The sequence below is a fragment of the Sphaerisporangium cinnabarinum genome, from assembly GCF_055567015.1.
Window position 1 is genome coordinate 434,838 of record NZ_JBVHRG010000002.1, and the last position, 15,011, is coordinate 449,848.

Genomic DNA, 15,011 nt, shown 5'->3' on the forward strand with positions numbered 1-15,011 from the left:
CGAGCGCTTGAAGCGGGCCGCTCGCCGCGTCGATATCTCATCCATGAGTTATCGTCGCTCTCATGACAGCGATCGACGACGCACCTCTCACGCAGGTCGGGGCGCTCATCCGTGGCGCCCGCCAGAACCGTGGTCTCACCCAGACCCAGCTCGCGGAGCGGCTCGGCACGAGCCAGAGCGCCGTGCACCGCATCGAGCAGGGCTCGCAGAACCTCAGCCTGGAGATGCTCAACCGCATCGGGCTCGCGCTCGACTCCGAGATCATCAGCCTCGGCGGCCCCAAGCACGCGCACCTGCGCGTCCAGGGCGGCCAGACCCTCTCCGGCCGCATCGAGGTCAACTCCTCGAAGAACGGCGCGGTCGCGCTGCTGTGCGCCTCGCTCCTCAACCGCGGCCGCACCACCCTGCGCGGCGTGGCCCGCATCGTCGAGGTCGACCGGATCGTCGACGTGCTGCGCTCCATCGGCGTGCGGGCGACGTGGACGACGGGCGGCCGCGACCTCGAGATCGTCGTGCCGGAGCGGCTCGACCTCGCCGCGATCGACGTCGACGCCGCGCGCCGCACGCGCTCGATCATCATGTTCCTCGGGCCCCTGCTCGGGCTGCGGGACACGTTCGAGCTCCCGTACGCGGGCGGCTGCGACCTCGGGACGCGCACCGTCGAGCCGCACATGATCGCCCTGCGGCCCTTCGGCCTCGCCGTCACCGCGACCGGCGGGAACTACCACGCGACGGTCGCGCCGGCGTCGGGCACGGACCTGTCGGTCGTGCTCACCGAGCGCGGCGACACCGTCACCGAGAACGCGCTCATGGCCGCGGCCCGCCGCGACGGCGTGACGACGATCCGCAACGCCAGCTCCAACTACATGGTGCAGGACCTGTGCTTCTACCTCGAGCTGCTCGGCGTCCGCGTCGAGGGCATCGGCACGACGACCCTGCGCGTGCACGGCCGCACCGACATCGACGTGGACGTGGAGTACGCCGTCTCGGAGGACCCGGTCGAGGCGATGAGCCTGCTCACGGCGGGCATCGTCACGGGCTCGGAGATCACCGTGGCCCGCGTCCCGATCGAGTTCATGGAGATCGAGCTCGCGACCCTCGCCGAGATGGGTCTGCGGTACACGCAGAGCGCCGAGTACGTGGCGCGCAACGGCCGCTCGCGCCTCGTCGACGTCACGGTGCACCCCAGCGAGCTGCACGCGCCGATTGACAAGATCCACCCCATGCCGTTCCCCGGCCTCAACATCGACAACCTGCCGTTCTTCGCGGTCATCGCCGCGAACGCGCAGGGCACGACGCTCATCCACGACTGGGTCTACGAGGGTCGCGCCATCCACCTCACCGACCTCACGCGGCTCGGCGCGGACGTGCGGCTCCTGGACGCGCACCGGCTCCAGGTGACGGGCCCGACGCGCTGGTCGGGCGCCGAGGTGAGCTGCCCGCCCGCGCTGCGTCCCGCCGTCGTCATCCTGCTCGCGATGCTCGCGGCCAAGGGCACCTCCGTCCTGCGCGGCGTCGACATCATCGCGCGCGGCTACGAGGGCCTCACCGAGCGCCTGCGCGAGCTCGGCGCCAACATCGAGACGTTCCGCGACTGACCCTTCGCCCGCCTCGGCGCCGGCGGCCTCGGCGCACGCAGAGCCCGCGGCGCCCGCACGACCACGACGGGCCGCCCTCCTCCGGGAGGGCGGCCCGTCGTCGTCACGTCGGGGAGGTCGTCGTCACTTCGGGTAGACGGCGTCGACCTCCACCTCGACGAGCCAGCCGTCGACCGGGAGGTTCTCGATCTCGAGCGCGAAGCGCGACGGCCGGGCCGCGTTGACGACCATGGGCGCCGTCCGGGCCGAGCCGAGCTGGACCTCGAGCGTCGCGCCGGTCGCGAGGTTCGTGTTCGCGAAGAACTGCCGGTAGGCGCGGTTCCAGCCGGCGAAGTCCATCTTCTCCTGGCCGGCGGGGTTCTGGAGGAACACCCGCATGGAGACGACGTCGTCGTAGGAGAGCCCGGCCCGCTCGAGGTTCTCCCCGATCCGCATGAGGACGTTGATGCCCTGCGCCTCCGTGATCGTCACGCCCGCCGGCAGGACGCCGCCCGGGAAGACGTCGGTCGGGACGTAGCGCTGCTCGGCCGTCGCGCCCGGCGTCGTGTTCATCGCGGCGGGACCGAGGCCGGACGACTTGTACCAGGCGACGTTCTTCCCGATCGCGACCCCGTCGGCGATGGACGGGGTGTCGCCGGTGACGAAGGAGTGGGCCTCGGTCGGCTTCGGCTCGAACAGCCTCCCGGCGGCGACGGCGGTGCCGGGGACGGCGACGGCGGCGGTGAGGGCGACGGCGACGACGACCTTGGTGCGGTTCTTCATGCAGGCCTCCCAGGGGGACGACGGGCGCCACCCTGGCGCCCGGGCTCCGGCCGGTCGCGAGGACCGCCGGGGCCGCGACGCTAGCCAGCCCCCGTTTCCGTGCCGTGTCGGTGACGTGTCGGGTCGTCGCCGACGCCGGCGCACCGCGGGCGCACCGCCGCGCCGTCCCGCGGACCGGCGAACGGGCGGCGTCACGAGACGTTTACGCCGGACCCCGATCCGTTGACCGGCACGAAACGCGCCGGACCCGTGCTCGCGACGACACGTCCCTAGCGTCGGCCCCGGTGCTGACGGCGGCACCCGGCATCGTGGGCCGGGTTCCCCGCCCGTCAGGCCGTGGACGAGAGGGCTCCAGCCACATGGTCACTGACGAGAAGACGACCGGCGTCTCGCGCCGCAACTTCCTCCAGGCCGTCGGGGTCGGCTCCAGCGCCGGCGTCATGTTCGCGACGATGGGCGCGGTCGGGCTCGCGCCCACGGCCGCAGCGCAGCCGCGGAACGAGTCGTGGACACCGCCGCGGGGCAGCGACTTCAGCCTGACCGGCCGGTCCGCGAAGAAGGTCGTCGTCGTCGGCGCCGGGCCGGCGGGCCTGGCCACGGCGTACGAGCTGCAGAAGGCCGGCTACCGGGTCACCGTCCTCGAGGCGCGGCACCGCGTCGGCGGCCGGACGCTGACAATACGCGGCGGCGACGCGGAGACCGACGTCAACGGCGTCACCCAGAAGGCACGGTTCGCCGACGGCGTCTACATGAACGCGGGTGCGGGGCGCATCGCCCAGTGGATGGTCACCATGGACTACCTGCGCGAGCTCGGCGTCCCCTACGAGGTGTTCACCAACGCCAACGCGGACGCCTACCTCTACAACGAGCGCTCCGGCGCGACCCCCGGCAACCCCGTCCGGTACCGCACCGCGAAGGCCGACGTGTTCGGCTACACGTCCGAGCTGCTCAGCTATGCGACCGACCAGGGGGCGCTCGACCAGAAGCTCACCGCCGCGGACAAGGAGAACCTGCGCGCGTTCCTCCGGTCGTGGGGCTCGCTCCAGGCCGACGGCAGCTACCGGGGCGGCAACAACCGCGGGTACGCCGTGTACCCGTCCGCCTGGAACGAGCACGGGACCCCGCTCCCCGGTCCGGGCTCGGTGTCGGAGGTGCTCGCCTCGAAGGTCGGGCAGTACTTCCCGTTCGAGATCAACTGGGAGCAGTCGATGCTCATGTTCCAGCCGAAGGGCGGCATGGACACGACCTACGACTACTTCGTCAGGGCGATCGGCAAGCAGAACGTCCAGCTCAGCTCGCCCGTCACCGCGGTGAAGAACACGCCGCGCGGCGTCTCGGTCACCTACTCCGCCCACAACGGCAAGGCGCGGCAGATCGACGCCGACTTCGCCGTCGTCTCGGCGCCCGCGGGGCTCATGCGCCGCTGGGACACGAACTGGGGGCCCGACGTCGACGCCGCGCTCGGCGAGTTCGCCGTCGGGTCGCCCGCGGGCAAGATCGGGCTCCAGTACCGGTCCCGGTTCTGGGAGGACGACCACCGCATCTACGGCGGCATCACCGAGACGGACATGGACCTCGCCCACGTCTGGTACCCGTCCTACGGCTACGGGGAGCGCCGGGGGCTCGTCGTGGGCTACTACAACACCGGCGCCAACGCGCGCGCCTACGCGGACATGACGCCGCGGCAGCGGGAGATGCGCGCCGTCGAGCAGGGCGTGAAGATCCACGGCGAGAAGTACCGGACGGAGCTCGAGAGCTCGTTCTCCATCGCGTGGCACAAGGTGCCCTACATCGAGGGCGCGTGGGCGTACCCGAACACGCAGTCGTCGCGCTTCAAGCTCCTCCAGCAGGGCGCCGGGAACGTGTACTTCGCGGGCGACTGGATGTCCGAGATCTCGGCCTGGCAGCACGGCGCGTTCTGGGCCGCGCGCTACGCGGTCCAGGCGCTGCACGCCCGCGTCATGGCGTCGTGACGGCCGACCGCACGAGGCGCTGACGCAACGCCGACGGCCCGGCGCCACCCCGTGAGGGTGGTGCCGGGCCGTCCGTCGTGGTGCCGCGTGCCGGTGGTCAGAAGCCCGTGTAGTTGGGGGCCTCGACCGTCATCTGCACGTCGTGCGGGTGGCTCTCCTTGAGCGACGCCGACGTGATGCGGATGAAGCGGCCCTTCTCCTGGAGCTCGGGCACGGTGCGGGCGCCGACGTAGAACATCGTCTGGTGCAGGCCACCGACGAGCTGGTGCGCGACGGTGCCGAGCGAGCCCTTGTACGGCACCTGGCCCTCGACGCCCTCGGGGACGATCATGTCGTCGCTCGTGACCTCGGCCTGGAAGTAGCGGTCCTTCGAGTAGGACTTCTTGCCGCGCGAGGACATGGCGCCCATGGAGCCCATGCCGCGGTACGCCTTGTACTGCTTGCCCTTGACGAGGATCGTCTCGCCCGGGGACTCCTCGGTGCCCGCGAGCATCGAGCCGAGCATCACCGTCTCCGCGCCCGCGACGATCGCCTTGCCGATCTCGCCCGAGTGGCGCATGCCGCCGTCGGCGATGACCGGCACGCCGGCCGGACGCGCGGCGAGCGACGCCTCGTAGACGGCGGTCACCTGCGGGACGCCGACGCCCGTGACGATGCGCGTGGTGCAGATGGAGCCCGGCCCGACGCCGACCTTGACCGCGTCGGCGCCCGCGTCGACGAACGCCTGCGCGCCCTCGCGCGTCGCGACGTTGCCGCCGATCACCTGGACGTCGCGCGTCGCCGGGTCGGACTTGAGGCGCGCGACCATCTCGATGAGCATCCGGACGTTGCCGTGCGCCGTGTCCGCGACCAGCACGTCGACGCCCGCGTCGATGAGCGTCGTGGCGCGCTGCCACGCGTCGCCGAAGTAGCCGATCGCGGCGCCGACGAGCAGGCGGCCCTGGCCGTCCTTCGACGCGTTCGGGAACTGCTCGGACTTGACGAAGTCCTTGACCGTGATGAGCCCGGTGAGGCGGCCGTCCGCGTCGACGAGCGGCAGTCGCTCGAGCTTGTGCTTGCGCAGGAGGGCGGTCGCCTCCTCGCGGGAGATGCCCGCCGGGCCCGTGATGAGCGGCTGGGGCGTCATGACCTCGTCGACCTTCGTCGTCGCCCACTCGGCGACGGGCGTGAAGCGCAGGTCGCGGTTGGTCACCATGCCGATGAGGCGGCGCTCGGCGTCCAGGACGGGGAATCCGGAGATCCGGTACTCGCCCGCGGTCTTGTCGAGCTCCTCGAGCGTCGCGTCGGGACCGATGGTCACCGGGTTGTCGATGATGCCCGTCTGCGTGCGCTTCACCAGGTCGACCTGGAGCGCCTGGTCCTCGATCGAGAGGTTGCGGTGCAGCACGCCGATGCCGCCCTGGCGCGCCATCGCGATGGCCATGCGCGACTCGGTGACGGTGTCCATGGCCGCCGAGACGAGCGGCACGCGGATCGAGATCTCGCGCGTCAGGCGCGTCGTGGTGTCGATGTCCGACGGCGCCAGGTCCGAGTAGCCGGGCTGCAGCAGGACGTCGTCGTAGGTGAGACCCAGGAATCCGAAGGGGTCACGGTCGGGGACGGCGGCGGGGACGGGCGAGGCGGTCACACCAGGATTCTACGCCGCGGGCCCTCGCCGTATTCCCGGCCGGTGCTCGTCGGCCGGGCCCGCGCGAGGGGCGGACGGCGGGGTGCACGAGCGCGCACCCCGCCCGACCGGCGGGCCCGGGGGCGGCTCAGCGCACGACGGCGAGCAGCTCGTGGAGGAGGCCCGTGAAGCTGCGCACCCGGTGGACGGTCGCGGCGAGCGGCAGCTCCTCCGCGGCCTGGTCGCTCGGGAGCCCCACGAAGAACGGCAGGCTCGGGTTCGCGTCGTGCGCGGCGTGCACGATGCCCAGGTCGGGTCGCGCCTGGGTGGTGACCATCGCGACGGCGGACGGCCGCACCATCGTCACGATCTCGAGCGTGCGGTGCACGTTCGCGGGCCCGGTGACGATGCGCGCCATCGCGCCGTGCGACGCGAGCGACGCGGCGAGCGCGTGCGCGGCCAGCGGGAGCGGCTCGTCGGGCGCGGCGAACACGAGCACGATGCGCCGCATGCGGCTCGGGTGGTTCCGGGGCGGACCGCCGGCGGCCACGATCGCGTCCTCGCTCGCCTGCGTGTACTCGCGCAGCGCGACGAGCGTCGCGTTCGCGAGCACGACCTCGGGCACCTCGCCCGGGCCGGCGAGCACGGTGCGCTCGGCGAGGCGCTCGAGCGCGGGCTCGACGAGGTCGGACCACCACGCAGCCGGGTCTCCGCCCGTCGGGATGCGCAGCAGCCGGTCGCACGCGCGCTGGTCGTAGGCGATGGCCGCGTCGACGACGTCGGAGACGCGCGTGGGCCGCGGCCCCTCGCGGACGCCGACCGGGCGGGGCCCCGCGGCGCGCGCGGGCTCGCCCCCGGGGACGGCGCGCAGGAACGGGCGCGACGGCGGCGGCTCGGGCGCGTCGTCGTCCGTCTCGGGCTCGTCGGCGTCCAGGTCCGCCGCGCCGTCGCCGCCGCGGTCGTCGAAGGAGATCGCGCCGCGGTTCGCCGCGAGCTCCTCCTCGTCCGCGGCGAGGGCGGCGCGGGCCGCGTCGGCGGGGGCGACGCCGTCGAGCGTGAGTCGGCGCATCACGACGAGGCGAGCGACGTCGTCGTCCGTGTAGCGCCGGTGGGAGCCGGCCCGGTGCTGCGAGGGGCCGAGGCCGTAGCGACGGTCCCAGGTGCGCAGGGTCGCGGGCGCGACGCCGAGCCGGCGCGCGACGGCGGCGACGGCGAGGCCGGGAGACGAGGTCATGCTCGGTCGGGCTCCCTCGGGGTCGGGGGCGGACCGGACTGAGGTCATGGATCGATTCTGCCGAGCGGGCACCCGTCTCGCCACCTCGTAGAGGTCACAGTCGTGCACCCTTCGCGCCACACCCGCGCCATATTTGTTCGCTGCACGCGCAAACGCGCCGCGCGCAGCCGATCGCGTCAGCGCGACCGGATCGGCCGACGCGGTTGGGCAAACTCACACCGCTCCACGAGCGGTTCAACCTGCTCGTTCACTTTTTCCTCACAGGGGACTTGAACAACCCTTGCAACGCTTGTAGGTTGTTCGGCATGGCAGAGATCTCGAGGCTCCCCGGGCCCGTCATGGAGCTGTGGGAATGGCAGTACCAGGGTTCGTGCCGCGACGCGGACGACACGTTGTTCTTCCACCCCGAGGGTGAGCGCGGCTCGACGCGACGACGGCGGGCGGAGGCCGCGAAGGCGATCTGCCACTCGTGCCCCGTGATGCTGCAGTGCCGCGAGCAGTCGCTCCGCGTGCGCGAGCCGTACGGGGTGTGGGGCGGCCTGAGCGAGGACGAGCGCGCCGCCATCCTCGCGGGCGGCGCCCGCCGCACCGGCTGACGCTCCCTCCCCTGGCACCACCCTCGGTGCCCCCGCGCCACCAGCAGACCTGCACGGCCCCGGTCCGACGTCGCACCGGGCGCCCGTGCGCACGACCCGTGGGACCACCGGTGGGGCGACCGGCCACGGAACGCAGCAGGGCCCCGCGACCGACGGTCGCGGGGCCCTGCTGCTGAACCGGGTCGGCGTCAGCCGACCACCACGGCGAGGATGTCGCGCGCGGACAGGACGAGGTAGTCCTCGCCGCCGTACTTGACCTCGGTGCCGCCGTACTTGCTGTAGATGACCTTGTCGCCGACGCTCACGTCGAGCGGGACGCGGTTGCCGTTGTCGTCGACACGGCCCGGACCGACGGCCAGGACCTCGCCCTCCTGGGGCTTCTCCTTGGCGGTGTCCGGGATGACCAGGCCGGATGCGGTCGTGGTCTCGGCCTCGAGGGCCTTCACGACGATCCGGTCCTCGAGCGGCTTGATGGGGACCGACACGTCGGACCTCCCCTTTCGCGGTGAGAACTGCAACGGATGGGTCGAGCGCACCGGCTGGCCGTCGTCGCGGGTGCCGGACAGCCTGGTCGCACGTGGTGCCGCCTCCGCGAGCGGTGGCGGCACGTCTCAAATCTAGGTCCCGGTTAGCACTCGGTCAAGGCGAGTGCCAACGTCCGTCCTGCGGACGACCTGGCCCCGGCTGCGCGTGGTCCCCGGCCCCCGTGGAAGGATCGACGCCATGGACGCCGCCACGCTGACCAAGCTGCTCAGCCCCGAGGGCTGGGCCCTGCTCGGCGCGCTCCCGCCGTACGACGAGCAGCAGGCGCTCGTGCTCGCGGCCGGGCTGCGCGCGAAGGGCGTCGACCCCGACCTGGCCGCCGCGGCCCTCACCCAGTCCCGGCTGCGCGCCGCGGCGCACGGCAAGCTCGGCGCGTTCGCCGACGGCATGCTCTTCACGCAGGCGGGGCTGGAGCAGGCGAGCCGGCTCGTCGTCGCGGGGCTGCACGCCCGGCGGTACCAGGAGGCGGGGATCCGGCGCGTCGCGGACCTCACGAGCGGGATCGGCGTCGACGCGCTCGCGTTCGCCGCCGCGGAGCTCGAGGTGCTCGCGACCGACGTCGACGAGCTCACGGCGGCGATCGCGACCGTCAACCTGCGCCACTTCCCCGAGGCCGAGGTGCGCCACGGCGACGGGCTCGCGCTCGACCTGGAGGGCGAGCGGATCGAGGGCGTGTACGCCGACCCGGCGCGCCGCACGCGCGCCGGCACGCGCGTGTTCGACCCGAAGGCCTACGCCCCGCCGCTCGACGCGGTGTGGGCGCTGCGCGAGCGCGTGCCCGCGGTCGGCATCAAGGTCGGTCCGGGCATCCCGCACGCCGGACTGCCCGAGGACGCCGAGACCGAGTGGGTGTCGGTGGACGGCGACGTCGTGGAGGCCGGGCTCTGGTTCGGCCCGCTCGCGCCCGAAGGACCGGGGCGCTCCGCGCTCGTCCTGTCGTCGTGGACCGGGCCCGACGGGACCGAGCGGACCACGACCCGTCGGATCGCCCATCGCCCGGGCGACGCGGACGTGGTGCCCGAGGTGGGCGCCGTCGGGCAGTACCTCTACGAGCCGGACGGCGCCGTGATCCGGGCCGGGCTCGTCGCCCACGCGGCACGCGGCCTGGGCGGCCGCCTGCTCGACCGGACCATCGCGTACGTGACGACCGACTCCCCTGCGCCGCTCGACGCGACCGGGCTCGCGGACGGGCTCGCGCGCGGCTACCGCGTGCTCGACACCATGCCGTTCGGCCTCAAGCGGCTGCGCTCCTACCTGCGCGAGCGCGGCGTGGGGCGCCTGACGATCAAGAAGCGGGGCACGGCCGTCACACCCGAGCAGCTCCGGCGTCAGCTCGCTCTCACGGGCGACGCGACCGCGACGATCGTCCTCACGCGCGTCGGCGGCTCCCAGCAGGTGCTCGTCGTCGAGCCGCTGTCCGCTCCCCCGGCGGGGACGCAGGCAGGCGCCCCGACCGACGGCGAGCAGGACGGGCCCCGGTGAGCGCCCTGCCGCGCCGCACGGCGATCCCCTTCGCCCGCTCGGAGCGCTCGACCGTCGGGCTCGAGTGGGAGCTCGCGCTCGTCGACGCCGACTCGGGCGACCTGCGGCAGGTCGCGCAGACCGTGCTCGACGCCGTGCGCCCGGCCGACGGGGGCCCGCACCCGTCGATCAAGCAGGAGCTCCTGCTCAACACGGTCGAGGTCGTCAGCGGGGTGTGCCGTACGGTCGGCGAGGCGGGGCGCGACCTGCAGCGCTCGGTCGAGGAGCTGCGCGCCGTGACGGACCCGCTGCGCGTCGAGCTCATGAGCGCGGGCACGCACCCGTTCGCGCGCTGGGCGCAGCAGAAGGTCACCGACAAGCAGCGCTACACCACCCTCATCGACCGCACCCAGTGGTGGGGGCGGCAGATGCTCATCTACGGCGTGCACGTGCACGTCGGCATCGAGGACCGCGCCAAGGTGCTGCCGATCCAGCGCGCGATGCTCACGACGTTCGCCCACCTCCAGTCGCTCTCGGCGAGCTCGCCGTTCTGGGGCGGCAAGGACACCGGCTACGCGTCGAACCGCGCGCTGATGTTCCAGCAGCTGCCGACCGCGGGGCTGCCGTTCCAGTTCGGGACGTGGGAGGAGCTCGAGGGGTACGTCGCCGACATGCTGCACACCGGCGTCATCGACGCGTTCGACGAGGTCCGGTGGGACCTGCGGCCCGCGCCGCAGTTCGGCACGCTCGAGACGCGCATCTGCGACGGCGTCACGAACATCTCCGAGCTCCTGGCGCTCGCCGCGCTCACGCACTGCCTCGTCGAGCACTTCTCGACGATGCTCGACGAGGGCCGCGAGCTGCCGAGCATCCCGCCCTGGTACGCGCAGGAGAACAAGTGGCGCTCGGCGCGCTACGGGATGGACGCCATCATCATCCTCGACCGCGAGGGCAACGAGGAGCTCGTGACCGACGCCGTCGGGCGGCTGCTCGTCGAGCTCGAGCCGGTCGCGGCGCGCCTCGGGTGCTTCGACGAGCTCGACGGCGTGCGCACGATCGTGCGGCGCGGCGCGTCCTACCAACGGCAGCGCGCGGTGGCGCGGCGCCACGGGGGCGAGCTGGACGCCGTCGTGCGCTCGCTCGTCGCCGAGATGCGGGCCGGCCGGCCCCTGTGACCCGGCCGGGCCGTCACACGTGCGTGACGGTGAGCGGCATCGACGAGTCGACGCCGATGTCCAGGCTCGACGGCGCGACGCCCGCCCGCACGACGGCCGAGCCGAGGGCAGCGATCATCGCCCCGTTGTCGGTGCAGTAGCGGATCGGCGGGATGCGCAGCTCGATGCCCGCCTCCGCGCAGCGCTTCGCCGCCATGTCGCGCAGCTGCGAGTTCGCGCTGAACCCGCCGCCGACGACGAGCGTCGACACGCCGTGCCGCTCGCACGCGGCGATGGTCTTCGCGGTGAGCACGTCGGCGACGGACTCCGCGAAGGAGGCGGCGACGTCGTGCACGGGGATCTCCTCCCCCGCGTCCTGGCGCGCCTCGACCCAGCGCGCGACGGCCGTCTTGAGGCCCGAGAACGAGAAGTCGTACGCGTGCTTCTCCTGGTCCTTGCGCGCGGTGAGGCCGCGCGGGAACCGGATCGCCGTGGGGTCGCCCTCGCGCGCGAGGCGGTCGATGTGCGGGCCGCCGGGGTACGGCAGGCCGAGCAGGCGCCCGACCTTGTCGAACGCCTCCCCCGCGGCGTCGTCGAGCGTCGAGCCGAGCTCCGTGACCGACGTCGCGACGTCGTCCACGAGCAGGAGCGAGCTGTGCCCGCCGGACACGACGAGCGCCATGACGCGCTCGGGGAACGCGCCGTGCACGAGCTCGTCGACGGCGGCGTGGCCGATCACGTGGTTCACGCCGTAGAGCGGCTTGCCGAGCGCCAGCGCGAGGGCCTTCGCCGCCGAGGCGCCGATGGTCAGCGGGCCGACGAGCCCCGGCCCGGCGGTCACGGCGATCGCGTCGATCTCGGAGAGGTCGACGTCGGCCGTGCCGAGCGTGCGCTCGAGCGTCGGGATCATCGCCTCGAGGTGGGCGCGCGACGCGACCTCGGGGATGATCCCGCCGTAGCGCGCGTGCTCGTCCATGGAGCTCGCGACCGTGTCGACGAGGAGCTCGCGGCCACGGACGAGCGCGACGCCCGTCTCGTCGCAGGACGTCTCGATGCCGAGCACCAGGGGCTCGCCGGAGCTCGCGGGAGCGGTGGGGACCATGGTCTCCAGGGTAGTCGCGCGCGGGGGCGGGCCGTGCGTGTCGCGCACGTCACACCGTCTGTCCGGAAGATGATCAAGGGTTCAACTGTTCGTACGGGTCATGAGCACCGACACCCTCATCGAGTCCTCCGCCGCGCCGACCGAGCAGGCCGACCGGCTCGCGATCGACGCGCAGGCCGCGGACCGCCTGTTCCGCGCGGCGCACACGACGCACGCGTTCTCGGACGAGCCCGTCACCGACGAGCAGATCCAGGCCGCCTGGGACCTCGTCCGCTGGGCGCCCACCGCGATGAACACCCTGCCGCTGCGGCTGCTCGTCGTCCGCACGTCCGAGGCGAAGCAGCGCCTCGGCGCGCACATGGCGGACTTCAACCGCGACAAGACGCTCGCCGCGCCGGTGACGATCGTCGCCGCCGCCGACCCGTCGTTCCACCAGCACCTCGGCACGCTCGCGCCGTTCCGCGAGGGCATCGCCGAGCAGCTCGACCCGCAGACGGAGCTGCGCGAGGGCATGGCCCGCACCAACGCGCTCATCCAGATCGGCTACCTCATCGTCGGGCTGCGCGCCGCCGGCCTGTCCGTGGGCCCCATGACCGGCTTCGACGCCGCCGGGATCGACGCCGAGTTCTTCGGCGAGTCCGGCTGGCGCACGCTCGTCGCGATCAACGTGGGCTACCCGGCCGACGAGGGCGCGCACTTCCCGCGCCAGGCGCGCCTCGACTTCCACCAGGTCGCCGAGGTCCTCTGAGCCACGTCCCGCACCGTGCGCGCCGAGGCGGTACCCCACCGGGGTGCCGCCTCGTCGCGTCCCGGGGGCTGCGGGTCGCCCCCGGCGCCGGGCGCGCCGCCGTCCGTCAGGTCGCGACGGGGCGGTCCGGGTCGTTCGACCACTGCGACCACGACCCGGCGTAGAGCGCCGCGTCCACGCCGAGCGTCGCGAGCGCGGCGACCTCGTGCGCGGCGGTGACGCCCGAGCCGCAGTACACCCCGACCCGGCTCGACGGGTCGACGCCGAGCGCGGCGAACCGCGCGCCGAGCGCGTCCGGGGCGAGGAACGTCCCGTCGGCGGCGAGGTTGCCCGTCGTCGGGGCGCTCACCGCGCCGGGGACGTGGCCGGCCCGCGGGTCGACGGGCTCGACCTCCCCGCGGTAGCGCTCGCCCGCGCGCGCGTCGAGCAGCACGCCCGACGCCGCGAGCCGGGCCGCGTCGTCGGCGTCGAGCACCGGCATCCCGCCCGGGGAGACGACGACGTCCCCCGGCTCGGGCCGCACGTCGCCCTCCTCGGTCGGGTACCCCGCCGCGCGCCACGCGGGCAGGCCGCCGTCGAGGAGGCGGACGTCGTCGTGGCCGGCCCACCGCAGCAGCCACCACGCGCGCGCGGCCGACGTGCCGCCCAGGGCGTCGTACACGACGACGCCACGGTCGGCGCGGACGCCCCACCGCCGGGCCGCCGCCTGGAGGGCGCCCGGCTCCGGCAACGGGTGGCGGCCCGCGGCGGGCGACGGCGGCCCCGCGAGCTCCGTCTCCAGGTCCACGTACACCGCGCCCGGCACGTGCGCGGCACGGTGCTGCTCGCGCCCGTCCGTGACGCCCAGCGCCCACCGCACGTCGAGCACGACGGGCGGGCGGTCGCCCGCGAGCGCCGCGGCGAGGCCCCGCGCGTCGACGAGCACGCGGTCGCGCCGCGCGAGGTCGCCCGTCACGCGACCACGTCGGCGGACGCCGTCCCGTAGTCCGGCTCGTCGCGGGGCGGCGTGGGGCCCAGCTCGAGCCGCATCGTGTACGCGTCCACGTCCTCGGGCTGGTAGTACCGCTTGCGGATGCCGAGCTGCTCGAACCCGTGCTTCGCGTAGAGCCCGAGCGCCGCGTCGTTGTCGACGCGCACCTCGAGCAGCACCGCGCTCGCCCCGAGCTCGCGCGACCGCTCGACCAGCGCCTCCAGGAGCACCGAGCCCACGCCCTGGTGCTGGAACGCCGGGTCGACGCCGATGGTCATGACCTGGGTGACGTCGCCGTCGAACCACAGGCCCGCGTAGCCGACGAGCGGCTGCGGCCCCGCGGCGTAGAGCCGGACGGGCTCGGCGGCGACGTACCACCGCCCGAACCCGGCGAGCTCGTCGGCGAGCATCCCGTAGGTCCACGCGCCGCGCCCGAACAGCTCGCGCTCGAGCTCGACCACCCGGTCGAGGTCGGCGGCCTTGAGGGGCCGCAGCCGGATCTCGTACGACCGCGTGCTCATCGCGACCGCTCCGGCGACGCGTCGCTCACGCGCTTGCGCGCCGCGGCCTCCTGGACGTCGGGGCGGCGCAGGTACAGCGGCTCGGTCGGCTGCTCGATCCCGGCCGCCCGGCGCGCGATCGCGAGGCGTGCGAGCACGGCGGCGTCGGGGACCTGCGGCGCGTCCTGCGCGACGTCGAGCGCGTCGGGGTACAGCTCGGCGCCCTCCCCGACCACGACGGCGCCCGCGGCGTGCGTCGCGACGTCGGCGGCGGGGCCGACGTCGGGTCCCGCGACGGTCTCGAGCACGGGCACCGCGTGCGGCCCCTCGTGCGCGACGACGCGGTACCGCGCCCAGTATACCTCGCGGCGACGTGCGTCGGTCGCGACGAGGAGCTCGTCGTCGGGCGCGAGGCCGAGGTCGCTCACGGCCTGCGCGGCGACGGCGTCGAGGCTCGGGACGCCCAGCACGGGGACGCCGAGCGCGAAGCCCAGGGCGCGGGCCGTGACGAGCCCGACCCGCAGGCCGGTGAACGGCGCCGGGCCCGTCCCGACGGCGACCGCGGTGAGGTCGCGGCGGTCGACGCCCGCCTCGGCGAGCGCCTCCTCGACGAGCGGGGCGAGCGCCTCGGCGTGCCGGCGGCGCTCGGGCGCGTCGCAGCGGGCGAGACGAGCGCCGTCGTCGGAGACGACGGCGACGGTGACGGAGGCGGAGGTGTCGAGCGCGAGAACAGCCACGGCTCCAGCCTACGGCCGAGAGCGGGG

The 15,011-nt window shown here is 73.9% G+C and carries 14 protein-coding genes; 6 read left to right on the forward strand and 8 right to left on the reverse strand.

Annotated elements, in window-relative coordinates:
- Positions 1-62: 62 nt before the first annotated feature.
- Positions 63-1,598, forward strand: coding sequence for a helix-turn-helix domain-containing protein (locus ACZ4MO_RS04945; RefSeq protein ID WP_186810343.1), 1,536 nt, complete (start codon positions 63-65; stop codon positions 1,596-1,598).
- Positions 1,599-1,721: 123 nt separating this feature from the next.
- Here the strand turns inward: ACZ4MO_RS04945 and ACZ4MO_RS04950 are convergent, their stop codons facing one another.
- On the reverse strand, positions 1,722-2,360 hold the full coding sequence (locus tag ACZ4MO_RS04950) for a Rid family hydrolase (protein WP_074808939.1): 639 nt from the start codon (positions 2,358-2,360) through the stop codon (positions 1,722-1,724).
- 359 nt (positions 2,361-2,719) lie between these two features.
- On the opposite strand from ACZ4MO_RS04950, the gene ACZ4MO_RS04955 reads away from it, so the two are divergent.
- Positions 2,720-4,333: an FAD-dependent oxidoreductase gene (locus tag ACZ4MO_RS04955; protein WP_175007865.1), complete on the forward strand. Its 1,614-nt coding sequence runs from the start codon at positions 2,720-2,722 to the stop codon at positions 4,331-4,333.
- Between the two features lie 97 nt (positions 4,334-4,430).
- Here ACZ4MO_RS04955 and guaB read toward each other — a convergent pair whose 3' ends face one another.
- Both guaB and ACZ4MO_RS04965 read right to left on the reverse strand, forming a co-directional pair.
- Positions 4,431-5,960, reverse strand: a complete 1,530-nt coding sequence (guaB, locus tag ACZ4MO_RS04960) for an IMP dehydrogenase (protein ID WP_021479849.1) — start codon at positions 5,958-5,960, stop codon at positions 4,431-4,433.
- Between the two features lie 127 nt (positions 5,961-6,087).
- The gene (locus ACZ4MO_RS04965) at positions 6,088-7,221 is read right to left on the reverse strand and encodes a MerR family transcriptional regulator (protein WP_175007864.1); all 1,134 of its coding nucleotides are present in this window, start codon (positions 7,219-7,221) and stop codon (positions 6,088-6,090) included.
- A gap of 257 nt (positions 7,222-7,478) precedes the next feature.
- Between ACZ4MO_RS04965 and ACZ4MO_RS04970 the strand changes: the two genes are divergently transcribed.
- Complete coding sequence (locus ACZ4MO_RS04970; RefSeq protein WP_175007863.1) at positions 7,479-7,769, forward strand: WhiB family transcriptional regulator; 291 nt, start codon at positions 7,479-7,481, stop codon at positions 7,767-7,769.
- 188 nt (positions 7,770-7,957) lie between these two features.
- Here ACZ4MO_RS04970 and groES read toward each other — a convergent pair whose 3' ends face one another.
- Entirely contained in the window at positions 7,958-8,254 is a 297-nt protein-coding gene (groES, locus tag ACZ4MO_RS04975) for a co-chaperone GroES (protein ID WP_108048801.1), read from the reverse strand.
- A gap of 238 nt (positions 8,255-8,492) precedes the next feature.
- On the opposite strand from groES, the gene ACZ4MO_RS04980 reads away from it, so the two are divergent.
- Positions 8,493-9,794, forward strand: coding sequence for a THUMP-like domain-containing protein (locus tag ACZ4MO_RS04980; RefSeq protein ID WP_175007862.1), 1,302 nt, complete (start codon positions 8,493-8,495; stop codon positions 9,792-9,794).
- Positions 9,791-10,948 (forward strand): glutamate--cysteine ligase, encoded by a 1,158-nt coding sequence (locus ACZ4MO_RS04985; RefSeq protein ID WP_255436998.1) that lies wholly within the window; start codon positions 9,791-9,793, stop codon positions 10,946-10,948. The genes ACZ4MO_RS04980 and ACZ4MO_RS04985 overlap by 4 nt, the downstream gene beginning before the upstream one ends.
- A gap of 13 nt (positions 10,949-10,961) precedes the next feature.
- On the opposite strand, the gene tsaD is transcribed toward ACZ4MO_RS04985, so the two are convergent.
- Positions 10,962-12,029 carry a tRNA (adenosine(37)-N6)-threonylcarbamoyltransferase complex transferase subunit TsaD gene (tsaD, locus tag ACZ4MO_RS04990; protein ID WP_175007861.1) on the reverse strand — a complete coding sequence of 356 codons (1,068 nt, stop codon included), beginning with the start codon at positions 12,027-12,029 and terminating at the stop codon, positions 10,962-10,964.
- A 100-nt stretch (positions 12,030-12,129) separates the two neighbouring features.
- On the opposite strand from tsaD, the gene ACZ4MO_RS04995 reads away from it, so the two are divergent.
- Positions 12,130-12,777 (forward strand): malonic semialdehyde reductase, encoded by a 648-nt coding sequence (locus ACZ4MO_RS04995; RefSeq protein ID WP_175007860.1) that lies wholly within the window; start codon positions 12,130-12,132, stop codon positions 12,775-12,777.
- Between the two features lie 106 nt (positions 12,778-12,883).
- Here ACZ4MO_RS04995 and ACZ4MO_RS05000 read toward each other — a convergent pair whose 3' ends face one another.
- Genes ACZ4MO_RS05000 through tsaB form a run of 3 tightly spaced genes read right to left on the reverse strand, consistent with a single transcriptional unit; the run spans position 12,884 to position 14,984 of the window.
- The gene (locus ACZ4MO_RS05000) at positions 12,884-13,732 is read right to left on the reverse strand and encodes a rhodanese-like domain-containing protein (protein WP_175007859.1); all 849 of its coding nucleotides are present in this window, start codon (positions 13,730-13,732) and stop codon (positions 12,884-12,886) included.
- On the reverse strand, positions 13,729-14,268 hold the full coding sequence (gene rimI / locus ACZ4MO_RS05005; protein WP_175007858.1) for a ribosomal protein S18-alanine N-acetyltransferase: 540 nt from the start codon (positions 14,266-14,268) through the stop codon (positions 13,729-13,731). Before rimI ends, ACZ4MO_RS05000 begins: the two co-directional genes overlap by 4 nt.
- Positions 14,265-14,984, reverse strand: coding sequence for a tRNA (adenosine(37)-N6)-threonylcarbamoyltransferase complex dimerization subunit type 1 TsaB (tsaB, locus tag ACZ4MO_RS05010; protein WP_175007857.1), 720 nt, complete (start codon positions 14,982-14,984; stop codon positions 14,265-14,267). The genes rimI and tsaB overlap by 4 nt, the downstream gene beginning before the upstream one ends.
- Positions 14,985-15,011: the final 27 nt, after the last annotated feature.

Coding starts and splice junctions, on each gene's coding strand:
- ACZ4MO_RS04980 (WP_175007862.1), top strand. CDS start 8,493: ATGGACGCCGCCACGCTGACCAAGCTGCTCAGCCCCGAGGGCTGGGCC.
- ACZ4MO_RS04995 (WP_175007860.1), top strand. CDS start 12,130: ATGAGCACCGACACCCTCATCGAGTCCTCCGCCGCGCCGACCGAGCAG.
- ACZ4MO_RS04970 (WP_175007863.1), top strand. CDS start 7,479: ATGGCAGAGATCTCGAGGCTCCCCGGGCCCGTCATGGAGCTGTGGGAA.
- ACZ4MO_RS04945 (WP_186810343.1), top strand. CDS start 63: ATGACAGCGATCGACGACGCACCTCTCACGCAGGTCGGGGCGCTCATC.
- ACZ4MO_RS04955 (WP_175007865.1), top strand. CDS start 2,720: ATGGTCACTGACGAGAAGACGACCGGCGTCTCGCGCCGCAACTTCCTC.
- rimI (WP_175007858.1), bottom strand. CDS start 14,268: ATGAGCACGCGGTCGTACGAGATCCGGCTGCGGCCCCTCAAGGCCGCC.
- tsaD (WP_175007861.1), bottom strand. CDS start 12,029: ATGGTCCCCACCGCTCCCGCGAGCTCCGGCGAGCCCCTGGTGCTCGGC.
- ACZ4MO_RS04965 (WP_175007864.1), bottom strand. CDS start 7,221: ATGACCTCAGTCCGGTCCGCCCCCGACCCCGAGGGAGCCCGACCGAGC.
- ACZ4MO_RS04950 (WP_074808939.1), bottom strand. CDS start 2,360: ATGAAGAACCGCACCAAGGTCGTCGTCGCCGTCGCCCTCACCGCCGCC.